Origin of the sequence: Pseudoalteromonas sp. UCD-33C (assembly GCF_001306895.1) — a bacterium.
Classification (GTDB): Bacteria; Pseudomonadota; Gammaproteobacteria; order Enterobacterales; family Alteromonadaceae; genus Pseudoalteromonas.
Map to the genome: position 1 here is coordinate 23270 of NZ_LJTB01000013.1, position 15324 is coordinate 38593.

General features: G+C 42.0%; 19 protein-coding genes. 11 read left to right on the forward strand and 8 right to left on the reverse strand.

Annotation, left to right across the window (positions count from 1 at the left end):
* Positions 1–24 precede the first annotated feature (24 nt).
* Genes AOG26_RS17520 through cyaY form a run of 6 tightly spaced genes read right to left on the reverse strand, consistent with a single transcriptional unit; the run spans position 25 to position 5816 of the window.
* Positions 25–1134, reverse strand: a complete 1110-nt coding sequence (locus AOG26_RS17520; protein WP_054563677.1) for a heme biosynthesis HemY N-terminal domain-containing protein — start codon at positions 1132–1134, stop codon at positions 25–27.
* Positions 1131–2951, reverse strand: a complete 1821-nt coding sequence (locus tag AOG26_RS17525; protein WP_054563678.1) for a uroporphyrinogen-III synthase — start codon at positions 2949–2951, stop codon at positions 1131–1133. The genes AOG26_RS17520 and AOG26_RS17525 overlap by 4 nt, the downstream gene beginning before the upstream one ends.
* A 1-nt stretch (position 2952) precedes the next feature.
* The gene (gene hemC, locus AOG26_RS17530; protein ID WP_054563679.1) at positions 2953–3891 is read right to left on the reverse strand and encodes a hydroxymethylbilane synthase; all 939 of its coding nucleotides are present in this window, start codon (positions 3889–3891) and stop codon (positions 2953–2955) included.
* A 36-nt stretch (positions 3892–3927) separates the two neighbouring features.
* A complete protein-coding gene (locus AOG26_RS17535) occupies positions 3928–4818 on the reverse strand; it encodes a DUF2914 domain-containing protein (RefSeq protein WP_054563680.1) in 891 nt (296 codons plus the stop codon).
* Positions 4819–4839: 21 nt separating this feature from the next.
* Positions 4840–5496 carry an alpha/beta hydrolase gene (locus AOG26_RS17540; RefSeq protein ID WP_054563681.1) on the reverse strand — a complete coding sequence of 219 codons (657 nt, stop codon included), beginning with the start codon at positions 5494–5496 and terminating at the stop codon, positions 4840–4842.
* Entirely contained in the window at positions 5493–5816 is a 324-nt protein-coding gene (gene cyaY / locus AOG26_RS17545) for an iron donor protein CyaY (RefSeq protein ID WP_054554661.1), read from the reverse strand. The genes AOG26_RS17540 and cyaY overlap by 4 nt, the downstream gene beginning before the upstream one ends.
* 148 nt (positions 5817–5964) lie before the next feature.
* On the opposite strand from cyaY, the gene lptM reads away from it, so the two are divergent.
* The 8 genes from lptM to AOG26_RS17585 all read left to right on the forward strand — a co-directional run bounded on the left by lptM (position 5965) and on the right by AOG26_RS17585 (position 12125).
* Complete coding sequence (gene lptM, locus AOG26_RS17550; RefSeq protein ID WP_054554660.1) at positions 5965–6144, forward strand: LPS translocon maturation chaperone LptM; 180 nt, start codon at positions 5965–5967, stop codon at positions 6142–6144.
* Complete coding sequence (gene lysA / locus AOG26_RS17555) at positions 6145–7398, forward strand: diaminopimelate decarboxylase (RefSeq protein ID WP_054563682.1); 1254 nt, start codon at positions 6145–6147, stop codon at positions 7396–7398. It begins immediately after the preceding gene.
* A 64-nt stretch (positions 7399–7462) separates the two neighbouring features.
* Positions 7463–8293, forward strand: a complete 831-nt coding sequence (gene dapF / locus AOG26_RS17560) for a diaminopimelate epimerase (RefSeq protein WP_054563683.1) — start codon at positions 7463–7465, stop codon at positions 8291–8293.
* The gene (locus AOG26_RS17565) at positions 8290–8901 is read left to right on the forward strand and encodes a DUF484 family protein (RefSeq protein WP_054563684.1); all 612 of its coding nucleotides are present in this window, start codon (positions 8290–8292) and stop codon (positions 8899–8901) included. The genes dapF and AOG26_RS17565 overlap by 4 nt, the downstream gene beginning before the upstream one ends.
* Positions 8898–9851: a tyrosine recombinase XerC gene (locus tag AOG26_RS17570; protein ID WP_054563685.1), complete on the forward strand. Its 954-nt coding sequence runs from the start codon at positions 8898–8900 to the stop codon at positions 9849–9851. Before AOG26_RS17565 ends, AOG26_RS17570 begins: the two co-directional genes overlap by 4 nt.
* A 12-nt stretch (positions 9852–9863) precedes the next feature.
* Complete coding sequence (locus AOG26_RS17575) at positions 9864–10574, forward strand: HAD-IA family hydrolase (RefSeq protein WP_054563686.1); 711 nt, start codon at positions 9864–9866, stop codon at positions 10572–10574.
* Positions 10575–10643: 69 nt separating this feature from the next.
* Positions 10644–11756 (forward strand): retropepsin-like aspartic protease, encoded by a 1113-nt coding sequence (locus AOG26_RS17580; protein ID WP_054563687.1) that lies wholly within the window; start codon positions 10644–10646, stop codon positions 11754–11756.
* Positions 11757–11765: 9 nt separating this feature from the next.
* A complete protein-coding gene (locus AOG26_RS17585) occupies positions 11766–12125 on the forward strand; it encodes a HopJ type III effector protein (RefSeq protein ID WP_054563688.1) in 360 nt (119 codons plus the stop codon).
* A 13-nt stretch (positions 12126–12138) separates the two neighbouring features.
* Here AOG26_RS17585 and AOG26_RS17590 read toward each other — a convergent pair whose 3' ends face one another.
* A complete protein-coding gene (locus AOG26_RS17590) occupies positions 12139–12546 on the reverse strand; it encodes a GNAT family N-acetyltransferase (protein WP_054563689.1) in 408 nt (135 codons plus the stop codon).
* Between the two features lie 47 nt (positions 12547–12593).
* Positions 12594–12899, reverse strand: coding sequence for a DUF6482 family protein (locus AOG26_RS17595; protein WP_054563690.1), 306 nt, complete (start codon positions 12897–12899; stop codon positions 12594–12596).
* Positions 12900–12979: 80 nt separating this feature from the next.
* On the opposite strand from AOG26_RS17595, the gene AOG26_RS17600 reads away from it, so the two are divergent.
* From AOG26_RS17600 to AOG26_RS17610, 3 genes are all read left to right on the forward strand, one after another.
* The gene (locus tag AOG26_RS17600) at positions 12980–13666 is read left to right on the forward strand and encodes a pseudouridine synthase (protein ID WP_054563733.1); all 687 of its coding nucleotides are present in this window, start codon (positions 12980–12982) and stop codon (positions 13664–13666) included.
* Between the two features lie 68 nt (positions 13667–13734).
* Complete coding sequence (locus tag AOG26_RS17605) at positions 13735–14109, forward strand: BlaI/MecI/CopY family transcriptional regulator (protein ID WP_054554650.1); 375 nt, start codon at positions 13735–13737, stop codon at positions 14107–14109.
* An 8-nt stretch (positions 14110–14117) separates the two neighbouring features.
* Entirely contained in the window at positions 14118–15323 is a 1206-nt protein-coding gene (locus tag AOG26_RS17610; RefSeq protein ID WP_054563691.1) for a M56 family metallopeptidase, read from the forward strand.
* The last annotated feature ends 1 nt before the right edge of the window (position 15324 follow it).

Here is a 15324-nt window from a genome sequence, read left to right on the forward strand (position 1 = left end):
GCTCCTTTGCTGGCTGGAGTAAAATTATTGATAGAGTACCAATGCTTTTTCTGGTTGGGCACTCTTACTGTAGCTTAGCACCGCTTGCTGCAAATAAGCATGGCGATTATCTGCATTAAGCGCTTTATCAAACACTCGCGCGGCTAAGTCGTATTCACCGTGAGCATTAGCTAAACATGCTAGGGCTAGTAATAAGTCTGTATTTTCGGTGTCTTTTTTTAATACATCCTGCAAACTTGATTGCAGCTTGAGTGCATCGCCAGCGCTACTAGCACGTAAAATACGTGCTAAATCTTTATGCTGTAGCGGTTTTTTGATCATTTTAATTAAGCTTAGCTCAATTTTGTTTAACTCACCTGCCTTCGCCATCGCCGTTAAATAGCTTACCTCTGCGTGTGGCTTCAAGTTTTTGGCTAATTGCTCATAACGCTCAGTTAAATCCCCGTTTGACTGAGCTGCAAAGTAACGGTCGAACAATTGTTGCCATTCTTGCTCTGAAAGTACTTTTTTGCGTAATAAACGTGGCATAAAGTCATTAAGTGCCGCCCACTTTTGCTCTTGCACTAAAACATGGGCATACATTTTAAGCTCTAAACGAGAGGCTTTTTTGCGTTCAGCTAACGCTTTAAGGTCAGCAAAAATAGTGCTGGTTTCGCCGCTAGCAATCCATAAATTAGCCACTTTTAGCTGCTTATCTTGGCTTATTTTATCAAGATAGCTAATTGCTTTTTCATTTTCATTATTCGCCAGTGCCGCTTTAGCTAGAAGCGCAAAACGTATATCGCTCCACTTTTGTGCAACACTGTTGTTATCAAGTGCAAGCTCAAGCTCCGTATAATCGTTATTTATTAAGCTCCATACACCTTGCTCAATAGCCGCTTGTTTACGCTCTTCACTGCGCGCAAAGAAACCATGGCGTGTATGGCTATATAAAGATATTACGTAACGGCAAAGCTTATAAAGTAAAAACAGTGCAGCGAATGCCAATATTAAAAGTGCAGTAACGCCCCAAATAGTCCCTTCAATGGTTGTTTTATTAAAGGCAATTAGTACATAACCCTTTTGATCTATAAAAAAAGGGGCAATCCCTAAGCAGACTGCTATTGCAATAATGATTAATAAAAAGCGGATCATTGTGCCCACTCCTTCACCTGCTCAGTACTTTGTAATGACACTTTTGGACTAAAATTGAGCTGTTCTTTCGAAAGCTCAGCAAGACTTTTTAAGGCCGCTTTTGTTTGCGCATCATCTTGTTTAAAGTAATCTTTTACCAAGCTATGAGCAGCATCAACAGCACTAAAATACACACTGCTTTGTTTACTTAATACAGCATCTTGTGCTTGAGCTAAGTATAAACTTAAGCGCTGTTTTACTAGGTGACGCTCTTGCTCACTTAAAAATGGTGCGATAACCATATCTTCACGTGTGCGTACTTCTACAAAGAAGTCTTTAAACTGCTGCCACGACTTCGCAAGGTTTTGACGCCACTCACTCACATTTTCACTTAATTGATTTGGGTCTTCTTTGACGACCTCTTCAGGGAGTGAAATAGCATTAAATACCAGTTCATCAACTTTTTGATTAATGCCATGCAGTTTTAAATAAATTGCTTCAACAGCCACAGGTTCTATGGCATTCAAGGTTTGTAAATCTTGGTGAATTGCTTGGCGAATAGCGCCTGTACCCGGGTGTTCTGCAAGTAAGCTATCTAAGCGAGATAGCACAGCAGCAGCCCCTTGGTAATCGTGCTCTGCCCACAATTTAAACTCGGCCATACGCTGCAGGCTTGTGACTTCTTGCGGATTAAGCGTGAAAGTTTGCTGCTCGGCGCGCTTTAAAGCCGCTTGTAATTGCTGCTGTGTTTGCTCTGCACTTTCATTTAGTGCATCAGTGACCTTTTGTTCACTGTTATAAAGCGAGTGCTGCATTGTTTGTTGGGCACTTTTTAATGCATCAATTTGCTGCTGTAAGCGTAGGTTTTCATCTGTCAGCTCAGTCAATGCCACAGCCGATTGCTGATCGCTATTTAATTTTAGATAAAACTCATAGCCAACTGCACCAGCCACTAAAAGTGAAATAAGTAACGCTAAGCTACCTGTTTTGCTGATGCCTCTTTTAGCTTGTGCAGGCGCTTTCGCCCCAACATTTGCCGTTTGCGCTTTTTTCTCTGGCTTTGCAGTCACTGGCTTTGCGGGTTGTTTTGGTTCTGCTTCACTCATTTTGCTACCTTGCTGATTAATGCAGGTGAACATAGCGCTGTCGCTCGCCCCTGCAGCAATATGTATCTGTGTTCTTGCGACATTCTGTTGCTTTAAATAATCAGCGATACGCTCACTGGCAACGAAAAATTGTCGCTCTTTCAACCATGCAAGCTGGGGCTCATTTAGGCCATTAAAAATGGCATCCACCGCTGCATTACTGGTAATGACTATACCTTCTACATCAATTGTTTGCCAGTGGTCCATCCACTTGCCCGGTTCGCTCTCAATTGCGCTCCGCTTGTAAACAACCAACTGATTTAATAAAGCACCACGTTGTTTTAAGGTTTTTGCTATGGTCGTGCGCCCACCTTCACCTTTCACTAAAACGATGTTACTTAGTTCAACATCTTGTAGTGTTTTTAATTCAAGCAGACCTTCTGAATCATGCTGTTTGGGCACTGCGGCTCGTCGCCCAAAGGCTTCATAAACCGCATCAGCCGTTTGCTGACCGACCGCATAAAGTTGCGCTGCTTTGTTGATGGTTGGTGTGAGTTTTAATAAGGCATGCACGGCATCTTGCGAGATAAAAATGATTTTATCGGCATTTTCTAGCGGCGCGAGCTCACTACTATTTACGGTGAGGTAATCTAAGGTAAGGACTGGACACAGGGTTGTTTGATAACCCGCCTGCTGAAGCTCAAGAGCAAGCTCAGTGCCTTTTCCTTCTGGACGAGTTATCAAAATATGCATATTAAGCGTCTCTATATACTTCAGCTAAAATTTTATCAGCACCTTGCTCAAGTAGCTTTTCAGCAAGTGTAATACCTAACTGCTCTGCGTCAGCCACAGGGCCTGTCACTTCATCACGCAGCATTTGGCTGCCATCAATAGCGCCCACTAAACCACGTAAATGCACTTGCTCACCATCAACCAATGCAAATGCACCAATTGGCACTTGGCAACCACCTTCTAAACGGCGATTCATAGCACGCTCAGCATTAACACGAATACGTGTTTCATTATGTTCGAGTGGCGCTAACAGTGTTTTTGTCACTTCATCATCAATACGGCACTCAATACCCACAGCACCTTGACCATTTGCAGGTAATGATACCTCAGGCTCGATAAAAGCTGTAATACGCTCAGGCATTTCTAAACGAATTAGACCCGCTGCAGCTAGGATGATTGCATCATATTGACCATCATCTAGTTTTGCTAAACGAGTATTAACATTACCGCGTAAATCACGAATGTCTAAATCTGGGCGAGCTTCGCGAATTTGGCATTGGCGGCGTAAGCTTGATGTACCAACAATAGCGCCTTGTGGTAACTCATCTAAGCTTTTGTAGTTGTTTGATACAAACGCATCGCGCGGGTCTTCACGCTCACAAATTGTGTGTAACGCTAACCCTTCAGGAAACTCAACAGGCACATCTTTCATTGAATGCACCGCGATATCTGCACGACCATCAAGCATGGCTTGCTCAAGCTCTTTTACGAATAAGCCTTTACCACCAATCTTGGCCAGTGGTGTATCAAGGATAATATCGCCTTGCGTCGACATAGGAACCAACTCTACCGTTACATCGTCGTGGAAGTGCTCTAGTTGAGCTTTTACAAATTCAGCCTGCCATAAAGCAAGTGCACTTTTACGGGTAGCGATACGAACTAGTTTTGTTGTCTGTGTCATGAAAAATCCAATTAATTATCAGGCTGATACTAAATATTACTCAGCTAAAATTCTAAATTCTTTTTGGGCCAGTAAGTTGCCATCTGCGTCAATAACTTCAACACGCCAATCACCCAGTTGTTCTGGCATAATGTTTTTCGTTGAATAAGTACGAAAACGTGGACTACTTACGGCCAATTCAATCGAAGCAAGCTGTTGACCTTGGTAATACCATTGGTGACGAACAGTTTGCCCCTGCATATTTCTAAGCTCGCTAAAAAAGCTCAGGCTACTGCTTATTTGCGCTAATTTTACATCGTTTTTTAAAACGTTTACTGGTTCTCGATCAACAACATCGGTTGTTAATACCGCGCGGCTTACTTTATCTGTGTCTATTTTAGCGCCAATTGCGACACTGGCAATATGCGCTGACTGCGAAAACTGCTGCTGAGCATCAGGAGCAGCAGCAATCTCTACTTGCTGTTCAGTTTGTGGTGCTTCTTCACCATCAAGGGTGACAGCTAGTGTTTTAGGTTGTTGCTCATCAACAACCTCTTCACTGTCGAACTCAGTCTCTGCTGTTGTAACGTCAGGTTCTACAATGTTTGAACTCACAACCTCTGCTTTAGTAGTTTCTGTGCTATCAGCCTGCGGTGTTTGCTCATTCATTAACGAAGCATCGACTTCTTTTGGCTCTTCTTGCTCAGCGTCATTTAAAGAAGCTTGTAATTCAGCATTTGTAAACTCTGCTTGCGGTTCATCTTGCGGAGATTGTTCAGCATTTACAGCACCAGTAAAGCTATACACTAAAATAGCCAATGCTACTAAGATAACACTGCTAACCATAAAAATGCGTCGCCAATGCCATTGGTAAGTCACTGCTGTAGGAGTTGAACCTGCCGATTCAACGGCATTCATATTTGCTGTAATTACAAGTTTCTTTGTCATGTTGGCCTCTAAAACCAAAAATTAACTCAAGCGAGCAATTAACCATTCACGAATAGCCATTAACTCTTCACCACAAACTTGGTGCGCCATCGGATAGTCTTGCCAGCTTACTTCCATGTTGTTAGCGCTAAGCACGTCAAATGCTTGTCTGCCTGCACTATGCGGTACCACATCGTCAAATCGACCATGTGCCATAAAAATATTTAACCCCTGCTGCTTGGCTTCATCGGCAAATTTTGCAGGCACACACATATAGGTTGAAAGTGCCATTACACCCGCTAATTTATAATCTAGACGTGGCGCTAAGTGCAGAGATACCACACCCCCTTGCGAAAAACCGGCAAGAATAATTTTGTTTGGGGCGATACCATTTGCTATTTCTTGATCAATAATTGCAGCCACTTTTGCAGCGGATTCGCGAACCCCTTGCTCGTCAGCACGCTTATCTAAATCCATCGATTTAATATCGTACCAAGAACGCATTGCCATACCACCATTTATGGTGACCGGCTGCACTGGCGCATGTGGAAACACAAAACGTACGCCAAGCTCTTTTGGTAGAGCCAGTTGCGGTGCAACTGGGGCAAAACCATCACCCGAATCACCTAAACCATGTAGCCAGATAACCGTTGCTTTGTGGTCGCCTTGTGCTGAGTACTCAACAAACTCTAAACTCATAGTTCAGAACGCCATTCAATTGTTTGACCTGCTTGGCGAGTTGCCGCATCACACATAAATTGCCAAAACTCTGCACCTGAGCGGTTATCAATCCACTTATCGTCGCGTAGTTCAAAATGGTGACCATTAAATTTAGTCGCTACCCAAACTTGGTGTAATGGTGCTTGCTTGTTGATCACAATTTTACTGCGATCAGGAAAGATGATTTCTAAAATACCTGACGCTGATTCATAGTCTAAATCGGCATCACATTCATCGATTTGCTCTTCAATAGTTAGCATTAATGCATCGGCTAGTGTGTGGTATTCATGATCAGTCATTTTAGTGTCCTTTAACTGGCTTTAAGCCTAGATCTGGGGGCAGATTGTGTACATCAAGTGTAACAGGAATAAATTCATCCGCGAATAGCTGCATTTTTTAAATATTCTGTTACTCTGCGATTATAAAGCCAGCAACCGTATTAATCTAATGAAAGAGACTCATAGCCAAAAATTAAAAACCATTTTACCTCTAAGCGCCCTTCTACTAACCCTAGCAGGTTGCGGACAAAGTGGTGCTCTTTATCTGCCAGATGATACTAAGCCGCCTGCAAAGTCTCAGCCGCAAGCTGATCCATCCGAACAACCAGAGCAAAAACAGGACCAATAGATGGACTTTTTTAACTACAATAATAATCAGCTGTTCGCTGAAGACATCGCTGTCAAAGAGCTTGCCGAACAATATGGTACGCCTTGTTATATCTATTCTCGCAAAACCTTTGAACGTCATTATCTAGCATTCGCTGAAGCTGCTAAGTCACATAAGAGCTTGGTGTGCTATGCCGTAAAAGCCAACTCAAATATTGCCGTGCTGAATATTTTAGCGCGACTTGGGTCAGGTTTTGATATTGTCTCAAAAGGTGAGCTTGCGCGCGTTATCCAAGCAGGCGGAGACGCAAGTAAGGTTGTTTTTTCTGGCGTTGCAAAAACCGCTGACGAAATTGCCTATGCACTTGAATTGGGGATCAAGTGTTTTAACGTTGAGTCAGTGGCTGAGCTTGAGCGTATTTCAAAAGTGGCAACGGATCTTAACTTAGTGGCACCGATTTCGATTCGCGTAAACCCAGATATAGATGCAAAAACGCACCCTTATATCTCAACCGGCTTAAAAGAGAATAAGTTTGGTATTGATATTCAAACTGCGGTAACTGTGTATCAACATGCAGCATCATTACCCGGTTTAAAAATTACCGGTGTAGATTGCCACATCGGTTCGCAGCTAACGGAAATAAAACCTTTCTTAGCAGCCCTTGAAAAAGTACTGACTCTTATCGAAGAGTTAAAAGCGGTTGGCATCAAGCTAACTCACCTAGATATCGGTGGTGGTCTTGGGGTGCCTTATAATGGCGAAACACCTCCTCATCCAAGCGAGTATGTTGATAAAATTACCGCTCGATTAGCAGACTACCAAGATTTAGAACTTATTTTTGAACCTGGTCGTGCGATTGCAGCCAACGCAGGTATTTTAGTTACTAAAGTTGAGTTTATTAAACAAAACCAAGATAAGTTCTTTGCTATTGTTGATGCAGGCATGAACGATATGTTGCGTCCATCGCTGTATCAAGCTTGGCAAAGTATTGTACCAGTTGAACCTCGCGCAGATGATACGCCTACTTACAACTACGACATTGTCGGCCCTGTCTGTGAAACCGGTGACTTTTTAGGTAAAGACCGTGAGCTTGCACTTCAAGCCGGTGACCTTTTAGCGCAGCGCAGCGCTGGCGCATATGGTTTTACCATGAGCTCAAACTACAACTCACGCCCGCGTGTTGCAGAGATTATGGTGGATGGCCAACAAAGCCATTTAATTCGCCAACGCGAAACCTTAGAAAGCCTTTGGCAAGGTGAGAAAATTTTACCATAAACGTTTTTATAACCGCCCTGCTCTGTGGCATGATTAGCTCAGAGCAAACCCGAATTAGAGCGTTATGTTAGTTAATTTTTCAAAAATGCACGGCCTAGGTAATGACTTTGTCGTTATTGATAACATTACTCAAAATGTTTTTTTATCACGTGATCAAATAAAGAAGCTGGCAGATCGCCATTTCGGCATTGGCTTCGATCAACTGCTTATGGTTGAAGCCCCTTACTCTCCTGATCTCGATTTTCATTATCGAATTTTCAATGCCGATGGTAACGAAGTTGAACAGTGCGGCAACGGTGCGCGCTGTTTCGCCCGCTTTGTACGTATGAAAGGCCTGACCAATAAGCATAAAATCTCGGTTTCAACAAAATCTGGTAACCTCACGCTTTATATAGAGAAAGATGGCCAAGTAACGGTAAATATGGGCCACCCCAATTTTGAACCGAACAAAATCCCATTAAAAGCCAGCAAGCGTGAGTTGACCTATATTCTTCGCACGGAAGAACATACGGTATTTAGTGGCGCAGTATCGATGGGTAACCCGCACTGCGTTTTAGAAGTTGATGACATTCATAGCGCAGAAGTCGCCACCTTAGGCCCACTGCTTGAAAATCATGAACGCTTTCCACAACGCGCAAATGTTGGTTTTATGCAGGTAATTTCGCAAGATCACATTAAACTAAGAGTGTGGGAACGTGGCGTTAGTGAAACCTTGGCCTGTGGTACAGGTGCCTGTGCTGCGGTCGTGGTTGGTCAAATTCAGAGTAAACTTGCTACTACCGTACAAGTTGACTTACCCGGCGGCAGTTTGCAAGTACGCTGGCAAGGCGAAGGCCACCCTGTACGAATGACAGGCCCTGCTGAGCATGTTTTTGATGGACAAGTGGCACTATGAGCAAACTAACAGAACAACAAATTGCTGAATATTTAAAAGCACACCCTGATTTTTTTATTAAAAACCCTGATGTGCTCGCTGAAGTTGAACTACAACAGCAAACGGCTGGAACAACGTCTTTGGTGCATATTCAACAGCGCCAATTACGTGAACACAATACGCTATTAAAAAATAAAATTGAGCAGCTCGTTGAACAAGCAAAAGAAAACGAGTTAATTTACCGCTTATTTAGCGACTGTCATCGTCAGTTATGGACTAACTACGACTTTACTACACTAGCTAGCAACTTGCGCAATATTATCTGCACGAACCCATCCATTAACGAATGCCACTTAGTTAAGTACGATAAAAAGTTTGATGAATTAATTGCTCATCGCCTGCAAAACGACGGCATTTACTTGGGTCGAGTAAGCCAACAAGAAAGAGACTTACTGTTTTCAGACACGACTCAATCGACTGCTTTATATCTAATTGGTAACACGAAACACCCTGTGGCTATTTTGGCGTTTGGTAGTGATGACGTAAATCACTTCGAACCGGCAAAAGACAGCTTTTTTGTCCTTGAGTTTGTGCGCTCATTGCAACTGCGCTTATTGGAACTTGCATGAGCGATGTGACAACGCCAGACATTAATGAATTAAGTGATGCTTGGCGAACACCCATCCAACTTTTTGCAGACTACTTACGCTATGAAAAACAATACTCAGCGCACACAGTAAACCAATATACGAGCCAACTAGGCTTCGCAGCTTTGTACTTTAGTAAACTATGTGAAGACTGGTTTGCTGTTCAAGGTGAGCATATTCGCCGTTACAGCATGCAAATGCGCAGCAAACAATTGAGTGGTCGCACAATCAGTTTAAAACTAAGCTGTATTCGCAGTTTATATAAATTCTTAAAAGCCAAAAATATAGCCAGTCAGGTACATTATCACAATCCGGCAGAGGCCATTAAAGGGCCAAAATTTTCCAAGCCTTTACCCAAAAATTTAGACGTAGATCAAATGGCTAAGCTTTTAGAACTGCCAGATGATGAGCCTTTAGCTATTCGTGACAAAGCCATGATGGAATTAATGTACTCTTCGGGTCTGCGCATTAGCGAGTTAGTTGGTGCTAACATACAGGATATAAATCCAACTGAAGGGGAAATTTTAGTCCGTGGTAAAGGTAACAAAGAACGCTTATTACCTGTAGGCAGCAAAGCGCTCAGTGCATTAAAAGCATGGCTGAAAATTCGCCCTCAATTTGCACATCCTGATGAAATAGCCGTGTTTGTTAGCAGCCAAAAAAAGCGAATTTCCGTACGCCAAGTTCGCTTACGGATGCAAGAATGGGGAATTAAGCAAGGGATCAGCTCGCAAGTGCATCCGCATAAATTACGCCACTCGTTTGCATCACATATCTTAGAATCATCAGGGGATCTGCGTGCCGTACAAGAACTCTTAGGACACAGTAGTTTGTCTGCAACGCAAGTTTATACGCATTTAGATTTTCAGCATTTAGCTAAAGTGTACGATAACACCCATCCACGCGCTAAAAAGCGCTCAACATCAGAGTAAACCCTTGTCATTATGATCCGATTTAACCGTGCCCTATCGCCAGTTTCAGTTTTAAGTTTTGATTTAGACGACACACTTTACAACAACCATCCGATCATAAAATCAGCCTTACAAGCACAAGCTGATTACTTAGAAGCATTAGACCAATGGCCAGACGATAGCATGAGCTACTGGTTAACATGCCGCGATAATGCTTTAAAACATGATGCAACTTTAATTGATGACGTTACACGCTGGCGACAAGCAGCATTACACTATGCCATGACCGATCTGGGTTTTTCAGCAGAGCAAGCTCAGTTGCATGCCGAAAACGCTTATCAGGCATTCGCTGATGCCCGCAGTCAAATAACCGTGACTGATGAAGTGCTTGAATTACTTGCTAACCTCAGTAAACACTACCGCCTCATCGCCATCACCAATGGTAATGTCGAAGTAGAAAAGTTTAACCTTAATGGTGTGTTTGAGTTAGCTTTACAAGCAGGCCCACACGGAAAAGCGAAGCCGCATAGCGCCTTATTTGATAGCGCAGCCAAACACTTAAAGGTGCCTCACAAGGAAATTTTGCACATTGGCGATAGCCTAGATACTGATGTGCAAGGTGCCAATAATGCCGGATGCCAAAGCGTTTGGCTAAATAACCAAGCAACGCAATATCGTTATCAAGGATTAGCAGATATTGAAATAAGCAATATCATGGCGCTCAATCATTTGATTAAAAAGTAACGACTTTGAGAAATTTGTTTTATGCTGAGCAAGTAGGCAACGAAGATTTAAAACTGGTGGGCGAAACGGATGAATGCTTTTCTTAAATTAATATTGCTACTTTCTCTTAGTTTAAATGGTTACTTTATTTGGCAGCTTTTTAACCCAGCAAAGCCTATAGAAATAGAAACTGTCGCACCAGCGCCTAAAGTACAAAAAGGCACGGTCTTACCTGCCCACTTCCAGCAAGCAGTTGCACTATTTAGCAATCAGTTATTTGATAAAGCCGTCGCTGAGTACACTCAATTACTTGTGAATGAACCTCGCTATGCAAGGCAGCTAAAGCAAGCTTGGCAACAGCAACTAGAATCATGGCTTTCCCATAAAAAATTCACTTTAAGTGAGCAATTTTTAACGGCCTTTTTAAATAGCCACCCTTACGATGTCACCATGCTTGAACTTGAAGCTAAGCGTTTAATCGCACAAGGTGATACCCAACAAGGAATCATCAATTTACTGGCTCTTAGCAACCAGTTAGACAGCAATGATAAACAACAACTTAACAAACAAATAGACGAGCTAAGCACATCCTATATTGATGAACTTATTGCGACGCAACAATGGCAAGCCCTGCTTAATATTAGTCAACAATGGCTTGATTACACGCCTGGCAATGCGCAGTACTTATATAACTATGCATTAGCTAACTATCATTTAGAAGATTACGTCGCGAGCCAAATAACCCTAGATCAACTGCCTGAAGATCATGACTATAAACAACAGGCCGAGCAATTACACCTATTGATTCAACAAGCCTTAGCAGGTGTTGAAGTTATAAAATTAACCGCTCGAGGTTCACATTATTTAGTAAACAGTATTATCAACGATGATATTGAAACCGAGTTGATGATCGACACAGGCGCTAGCTTTACTGTAATCAACCAAACATTATTAAACTCGCTTAACACTCCAGCAAATTTTCTTGGCACACTTAAGGTAAACACAGCTAATGGCATTGTTGAAGCACAGCGGTATCAGCTCGAATCCTTTCAAGTCGGACAACAACGTATTCGTAATTTTGAAGTGCTGGTAATAGAAAATCATGCTGGCTATGGCTTATTAGGTATGAACTTTTTAGAGAATTTTAAGTTTAATATCAATCAGCAAGTGAATGAGTTAGAGTTGATAAAGAACAATTTTTAAGGACAAGCAATGACTCTTAACGAATTTCTTTCGAAATTAGCAAGCACACCACAGCAAATTGAGTTTACCGATACCATGGCGGTAATTGACAGCAATTATGATTTTACCCCAAGCGCTTTTAATAATCATGGCTTGCTTAGCGAGGCAAATGAAAATAATGGCTCATGTAAAATTTTTGCCTTTGCAAAGCTTAATCAACTAAGCAAACAAAATACCCTCGATTGTTTTGGCGCGTTTTATCGTGATGATGTATTACACAATCCTGAAGGGCAAGACCACATGAACATTCGCACCTTTATGCTTGCCCCTGAAGCGACCCCTTTCTTAGGAGTTACATTTACCGAGCAAGACGTGCTTAAAGCGAAGTGATTAAAACCAAAAATTAAAGGGGTTTTTCCATAAAATAACGGCAGCCGTCGAGTGGGTAGTTACTCATTTCGTATTTGACTTGGTAGCCGTTTTTTTCGTAAAAGGGTTTGGCTTGAAAATCGAGCGTATCAAGTTGAGCGGTATTTGCACCAAACGCTTTAGCTTTGCTCTCTAATTCAGCTAACAATCGTGTCGCAAGCCCTTTACCACGTGTCTTATCATCACACCAAAGCCAACTAATAAGCAGCCAATTGCCAAATACTTGACCATGGATACCGGCAACAACATTGTTTTGTTTATTAACGAACTTAAAGCCTAAAGGAATACGCTCGGCATTAAAATGCGCGGCGTTGAAAGCCACAATATGTTCTCTTAGCTGGTTGTTTAGATCAGCTGAGTCATCACTTTTTAATTGATACATAGCATACCTATAAAATGTTATGACTCAGTATACGCTTATATCGTTAATCAGTATAAGTGGTTCTTGCCATAAGGTACTTCGAGCATGTTACTCGCCAGCTTTTCGGGCTGACCGCACATTTCATCATAAGCACTGGTGTGGCGTAAAACCATATCACCATAACTTAAGTGATCGAGGCGCTTTTGAATGTGCAACGGGCTAATATCGCGAATAAACTCACCTTGCTCATCAGTGACATAATACTCAACGTTATTTATTAGCACAGACACTTGATACAGCGCCATTTCCAACGAATGAAGGATAACTTTTTGCAGTGGCTGATGGTCTGCAAGCTCTGATAACTTGATAGGCATGTGCGTTCCTCTTTGATGGTGGAACTATCTATACGTGATTTTGGTATACTGTGATCAAATTAATTGTACAAAAATCACTCATGCCAGAAAAAGTACGACTTGCTAAATTTATTGCCCATGCGGGTGTTTGCTCTCGAAAGCAAGCATCGCGTTTGATAGATCAAGGTGAGGTAACAGTAAATGGCCGTGCCGCAAATCATATAGATCATGTTGATGAGCACGATGATGTGATTGTACTTGGCGAAAAAATTTCAGCAAAAGCGCCACTCACCTACTTTGCGTATCACAAACCCGTTGGTATAGATTGCAAATTAAATGCTGACGACCCAACCAGTCTTATTCATAGTCTGCCTAAAACTACCCGGGTTTACCCAATTGGCCGGCTCGACAAAGACTCCCGAGGTTTGTTGATTTTGACCAATGACGGTGAGTTTTGTAATCAACTTATCCACCCTGATTACCACCAACCCAAGCGCTATTTAGTCACCGTAGATAAACCTCTTGATAGTGATTTTTGTAAAAAAATGGCAAACGGTGTGCCTGTAGATAAACAAATAACCCTTCCTTGTGAGGTGGCTCAAGTCACCGAAACACAGTTTTGCATCGTCTTAAAACAAGGTTTAAACCGGCAAATACGTAAAATGGCACGTTTTTGTGGCTACAAAGTCATCGACCTGTACCGCACTGATATCGCAAAACTGTCACTCACCACGCTGAATTTGCCCGAAGGGCAGATAGTCAGTATCAAAAAAAGTGACATTCTCTAACAAAAAAGTTTGCATTAATTGATTACGCGTGTAATCTTAAATCAAAGATTACATCTGTAGGCATAAAAATGATTGAACTTTCTAAAGCTGAATTCGAAGTATTAGATGCGGTATGGCTTGGCTACCCAGCCACGGCTAGTGAAGTAATTGCGCGTTTAAGTGACGATAAAGAATGGCACGAAAAAACCATCAAAACGCTACTAAGCCGTTTAGTTAAAAAAGGCGCACTTAGCTTCGAGAAACAAGGCCGCCAATATAACTACACTCCTTGCATCGCCCGTGAAGAATACACATTAAAAGAAAGCCAAAGCTTTATTGAACGCTTTTTTAATGGCCGTATTGCGCCACTGGTGAGTGGCTTTGCTAAATCAGAGCAACTCTCGCAACATGATATTGATGAGCTGAAAAAGGTCATTGATGATTGGGAAAAACAGCAAAAATAAGGCTTGTTATGTTAGATGCATTTTTTAATTGGCTGTTAGATCAACAACTTTTGATCTCATCTGCAATAATGTTTTTATTGCTGCTAGAGCGAAAGTTGCTAAGCCAGCTGTCGGCACGCTTGGTTTATACACTGTGGGCGCTTTTACCAATTAGTTTATTGTTAGCGAACCTACCAGAACACTTAAAACCAATTCAAAACGACTTTATCAGTAAGCTGACTATCACACCAAACACAGCAATAATGCCGCAGTTTACGCTCACTTGGTTTGCTATTTATGGCTTTATTAGTGCCGCACTGCTGATCACTGCCGTATATTTTCATTACCGTTTTCTAGCAAAACTGCAATTAGTACCAATTACGCTTGATCGTCACAACAACCAAAGTATACGCATATACCAAAGCAACCAAGTGAGCTCACCTATGGTTGTAGGAGTTATAAACACCAAGCTAGTAATGCCTACAAACTATCAAAGCCATTACAACAGCCATGCTTTAGCGCTTATTTTAGAACATGAATCAGTGCACATTAAACGCAAAGATAACCTAATTAATGCCATCGCGTTAAGTGCCACTATTTTGCTGTGGTTTAACCCTGTCGCTTGGCTTGGTTATGCAAGTCTGCGCCGCATTCAAGAGCTTTCATGTGATGAGCAAGTACTCAAAAATAAATCAACTGAACAACGAATTCTATACAGTAAGGCATTAGTGCACTGTGCAAGCTTTAGCAGAACAGGCTTAATGGCTTATTCACAATACGGAGATAAAAACACCATGTTACAACGTCTAAATCAAATAAAGCAGATCGACAACAGCTCATTTATTGCAAAAACAGCGTTAGTTATTTTTACAGCGGGCATGCTTAGCAGCTTTGCGATTGCAAAACAGCCGATGTCCGTTGAAAAGACAAAGGACTATCAAGCGGTTATGCGTGTAGAGCCGATATACCCAATTCAAGCTGCAGAGCAAGGTATTAGCGGTTCAGTCGTTTTGAAATACGATATTTTACCAAGCGGCGCCACCAGCAATGTTAGTGTAGTAAGTGCAGAGCCTGAAGGTGTTTTCAATCGAGAAGCGAAAAGAGCCTTAAAACAATGGCAATATGCGCCGTCTGAATCTGGCTTTCAAAACGCCTTAGTACAACTCGATTTCGCCTTAGACGAAAACTATCAAGCAAAGGATTTAATAGAAAAAATTAAAGTTAGCTCTAAGTAAA

Coding starts and splice junctions, on each gene's coding strand:
- AOG26_RS17610 (WP_054563691.1), top strand. CDS start 14,118: ATGTTAGATGCATTTTTTAATTGGCTGTTAGATCAACAACTTTTGATC.
- AOG26_RS17520 (WP_054563677.1), bottom strand. CDS start 1,134: ATGATCCGCTTTTTATTAATCATTATTGCAATAGCAGTCTGCTTAGGG.
- AOG26_RS17585 (WP_054563688.1), top strand. CDS start 11,766: ATGACTCTTAACGAATTTCTTTCGAAATTAGCAAGCACACCACAGCAA.
- AOG26_RS17575 (WP_054563686.1), top strand. CDS start 9,864: ATGATCCGATTTAACCGTGCCCTATCGCCAGTTTCAGTTTTAAGTTTT.
- AOG26_RS17590 (WP_054563689.1), bottom strand. CDS start 12,546: ATGTATCAATTAAAAAGTGATGACTCAGCTGATCTAAACAACCAGCTA.
- AOG26_RS17565 (WP_054563684.1), top strand. CDS start 8,290: ATGAGCAAACTAACAGAACAACAAATTGCTGAATATTTAAAAGCACAC.
- cyaY (WP_054554661.1), bottom strand. CDS start 5,816: ATGACTGATCATGAATACCACACACTAGCCGATGCATTAATGCTAACT.
- lptM (WP_054554660.1), top strand. CDS start 5,965: ATGAAAGAGACTCATAGCCAAAAATTAAAAACCATTTTACCTCTAAGC.
- hemC (WP_054563679.1), bottom strand. CDS start 3,891: ATGACACAGACAACAAAACTAGTTCGTATCGCTACCCGTAAAAGTGCA.
- AOG26_RS17580 (WP_054563687.1), top strand. CDS start 10,644: ATGAATGCTTTTCTTAAATTAATATTGCTACTTTCTCTTAGTTTAAAT.
- AOG26_RS17540 (WP_054563681.1), bottom strand. CDS start 5,496: ATGAGTTTAGAGTTTGTTGAGTACTCAGCACAAGGCGACCACAAAGCA.
- AOG26_RS17570 (WP_054563685.1), top strand. CDS start 8,898: ATGAGCGATGTGACAACGCCAGACATTAATGAATTAAGTGATGCTTGG.
- lysA (WP_054563682.1), top strand. CDS start 6,145: ATGGACTTTTTTAACTACAATAATAATCAGCTGTTCGCTGAAGACATC.
- AOG26_RS17605 (WP_054554650.1), top strand. CDS start 13,735: ATGATTGAACTTTCTAAAGCTGAATTCGAAGTATTAGATGCGGTATGG.
- dapF (WP_054563683.1), top strand. CDS start 7,463: ATGTTAGTTAATTTTTCAAAAATGCACGGCCTAGGTAATGACTTTGTC.
- AOG26_RS17535 (WP_054563680.1), bottom strand. CDS start 4,818: ATGACAAAGAAACTTGTAATTACAGCAAATATGAATGCCGTTGAATCG.
- AOG26_RS17600 (WP_054563733.1), top strand. CDS start 12,980: ATGCCAGAAAAAGTACGACTTGCTAAATTTATTGCCCATGCGGGTGTT.
- AOG26_RS17595 (WP_054563690.1), bottom strand. CDS start 12,899: ATGCCTATCAAGTTATCAGAGCTTGCAGACCATCAGCCACTGCAAAAA.
- AOG26_RS17525 (WP_054563678.1), bottom strand. CDS start 2,951: ATGCATATTTTGATAACTCGTCCAGAAGGAAAAGGCACTGAGCTTGCT.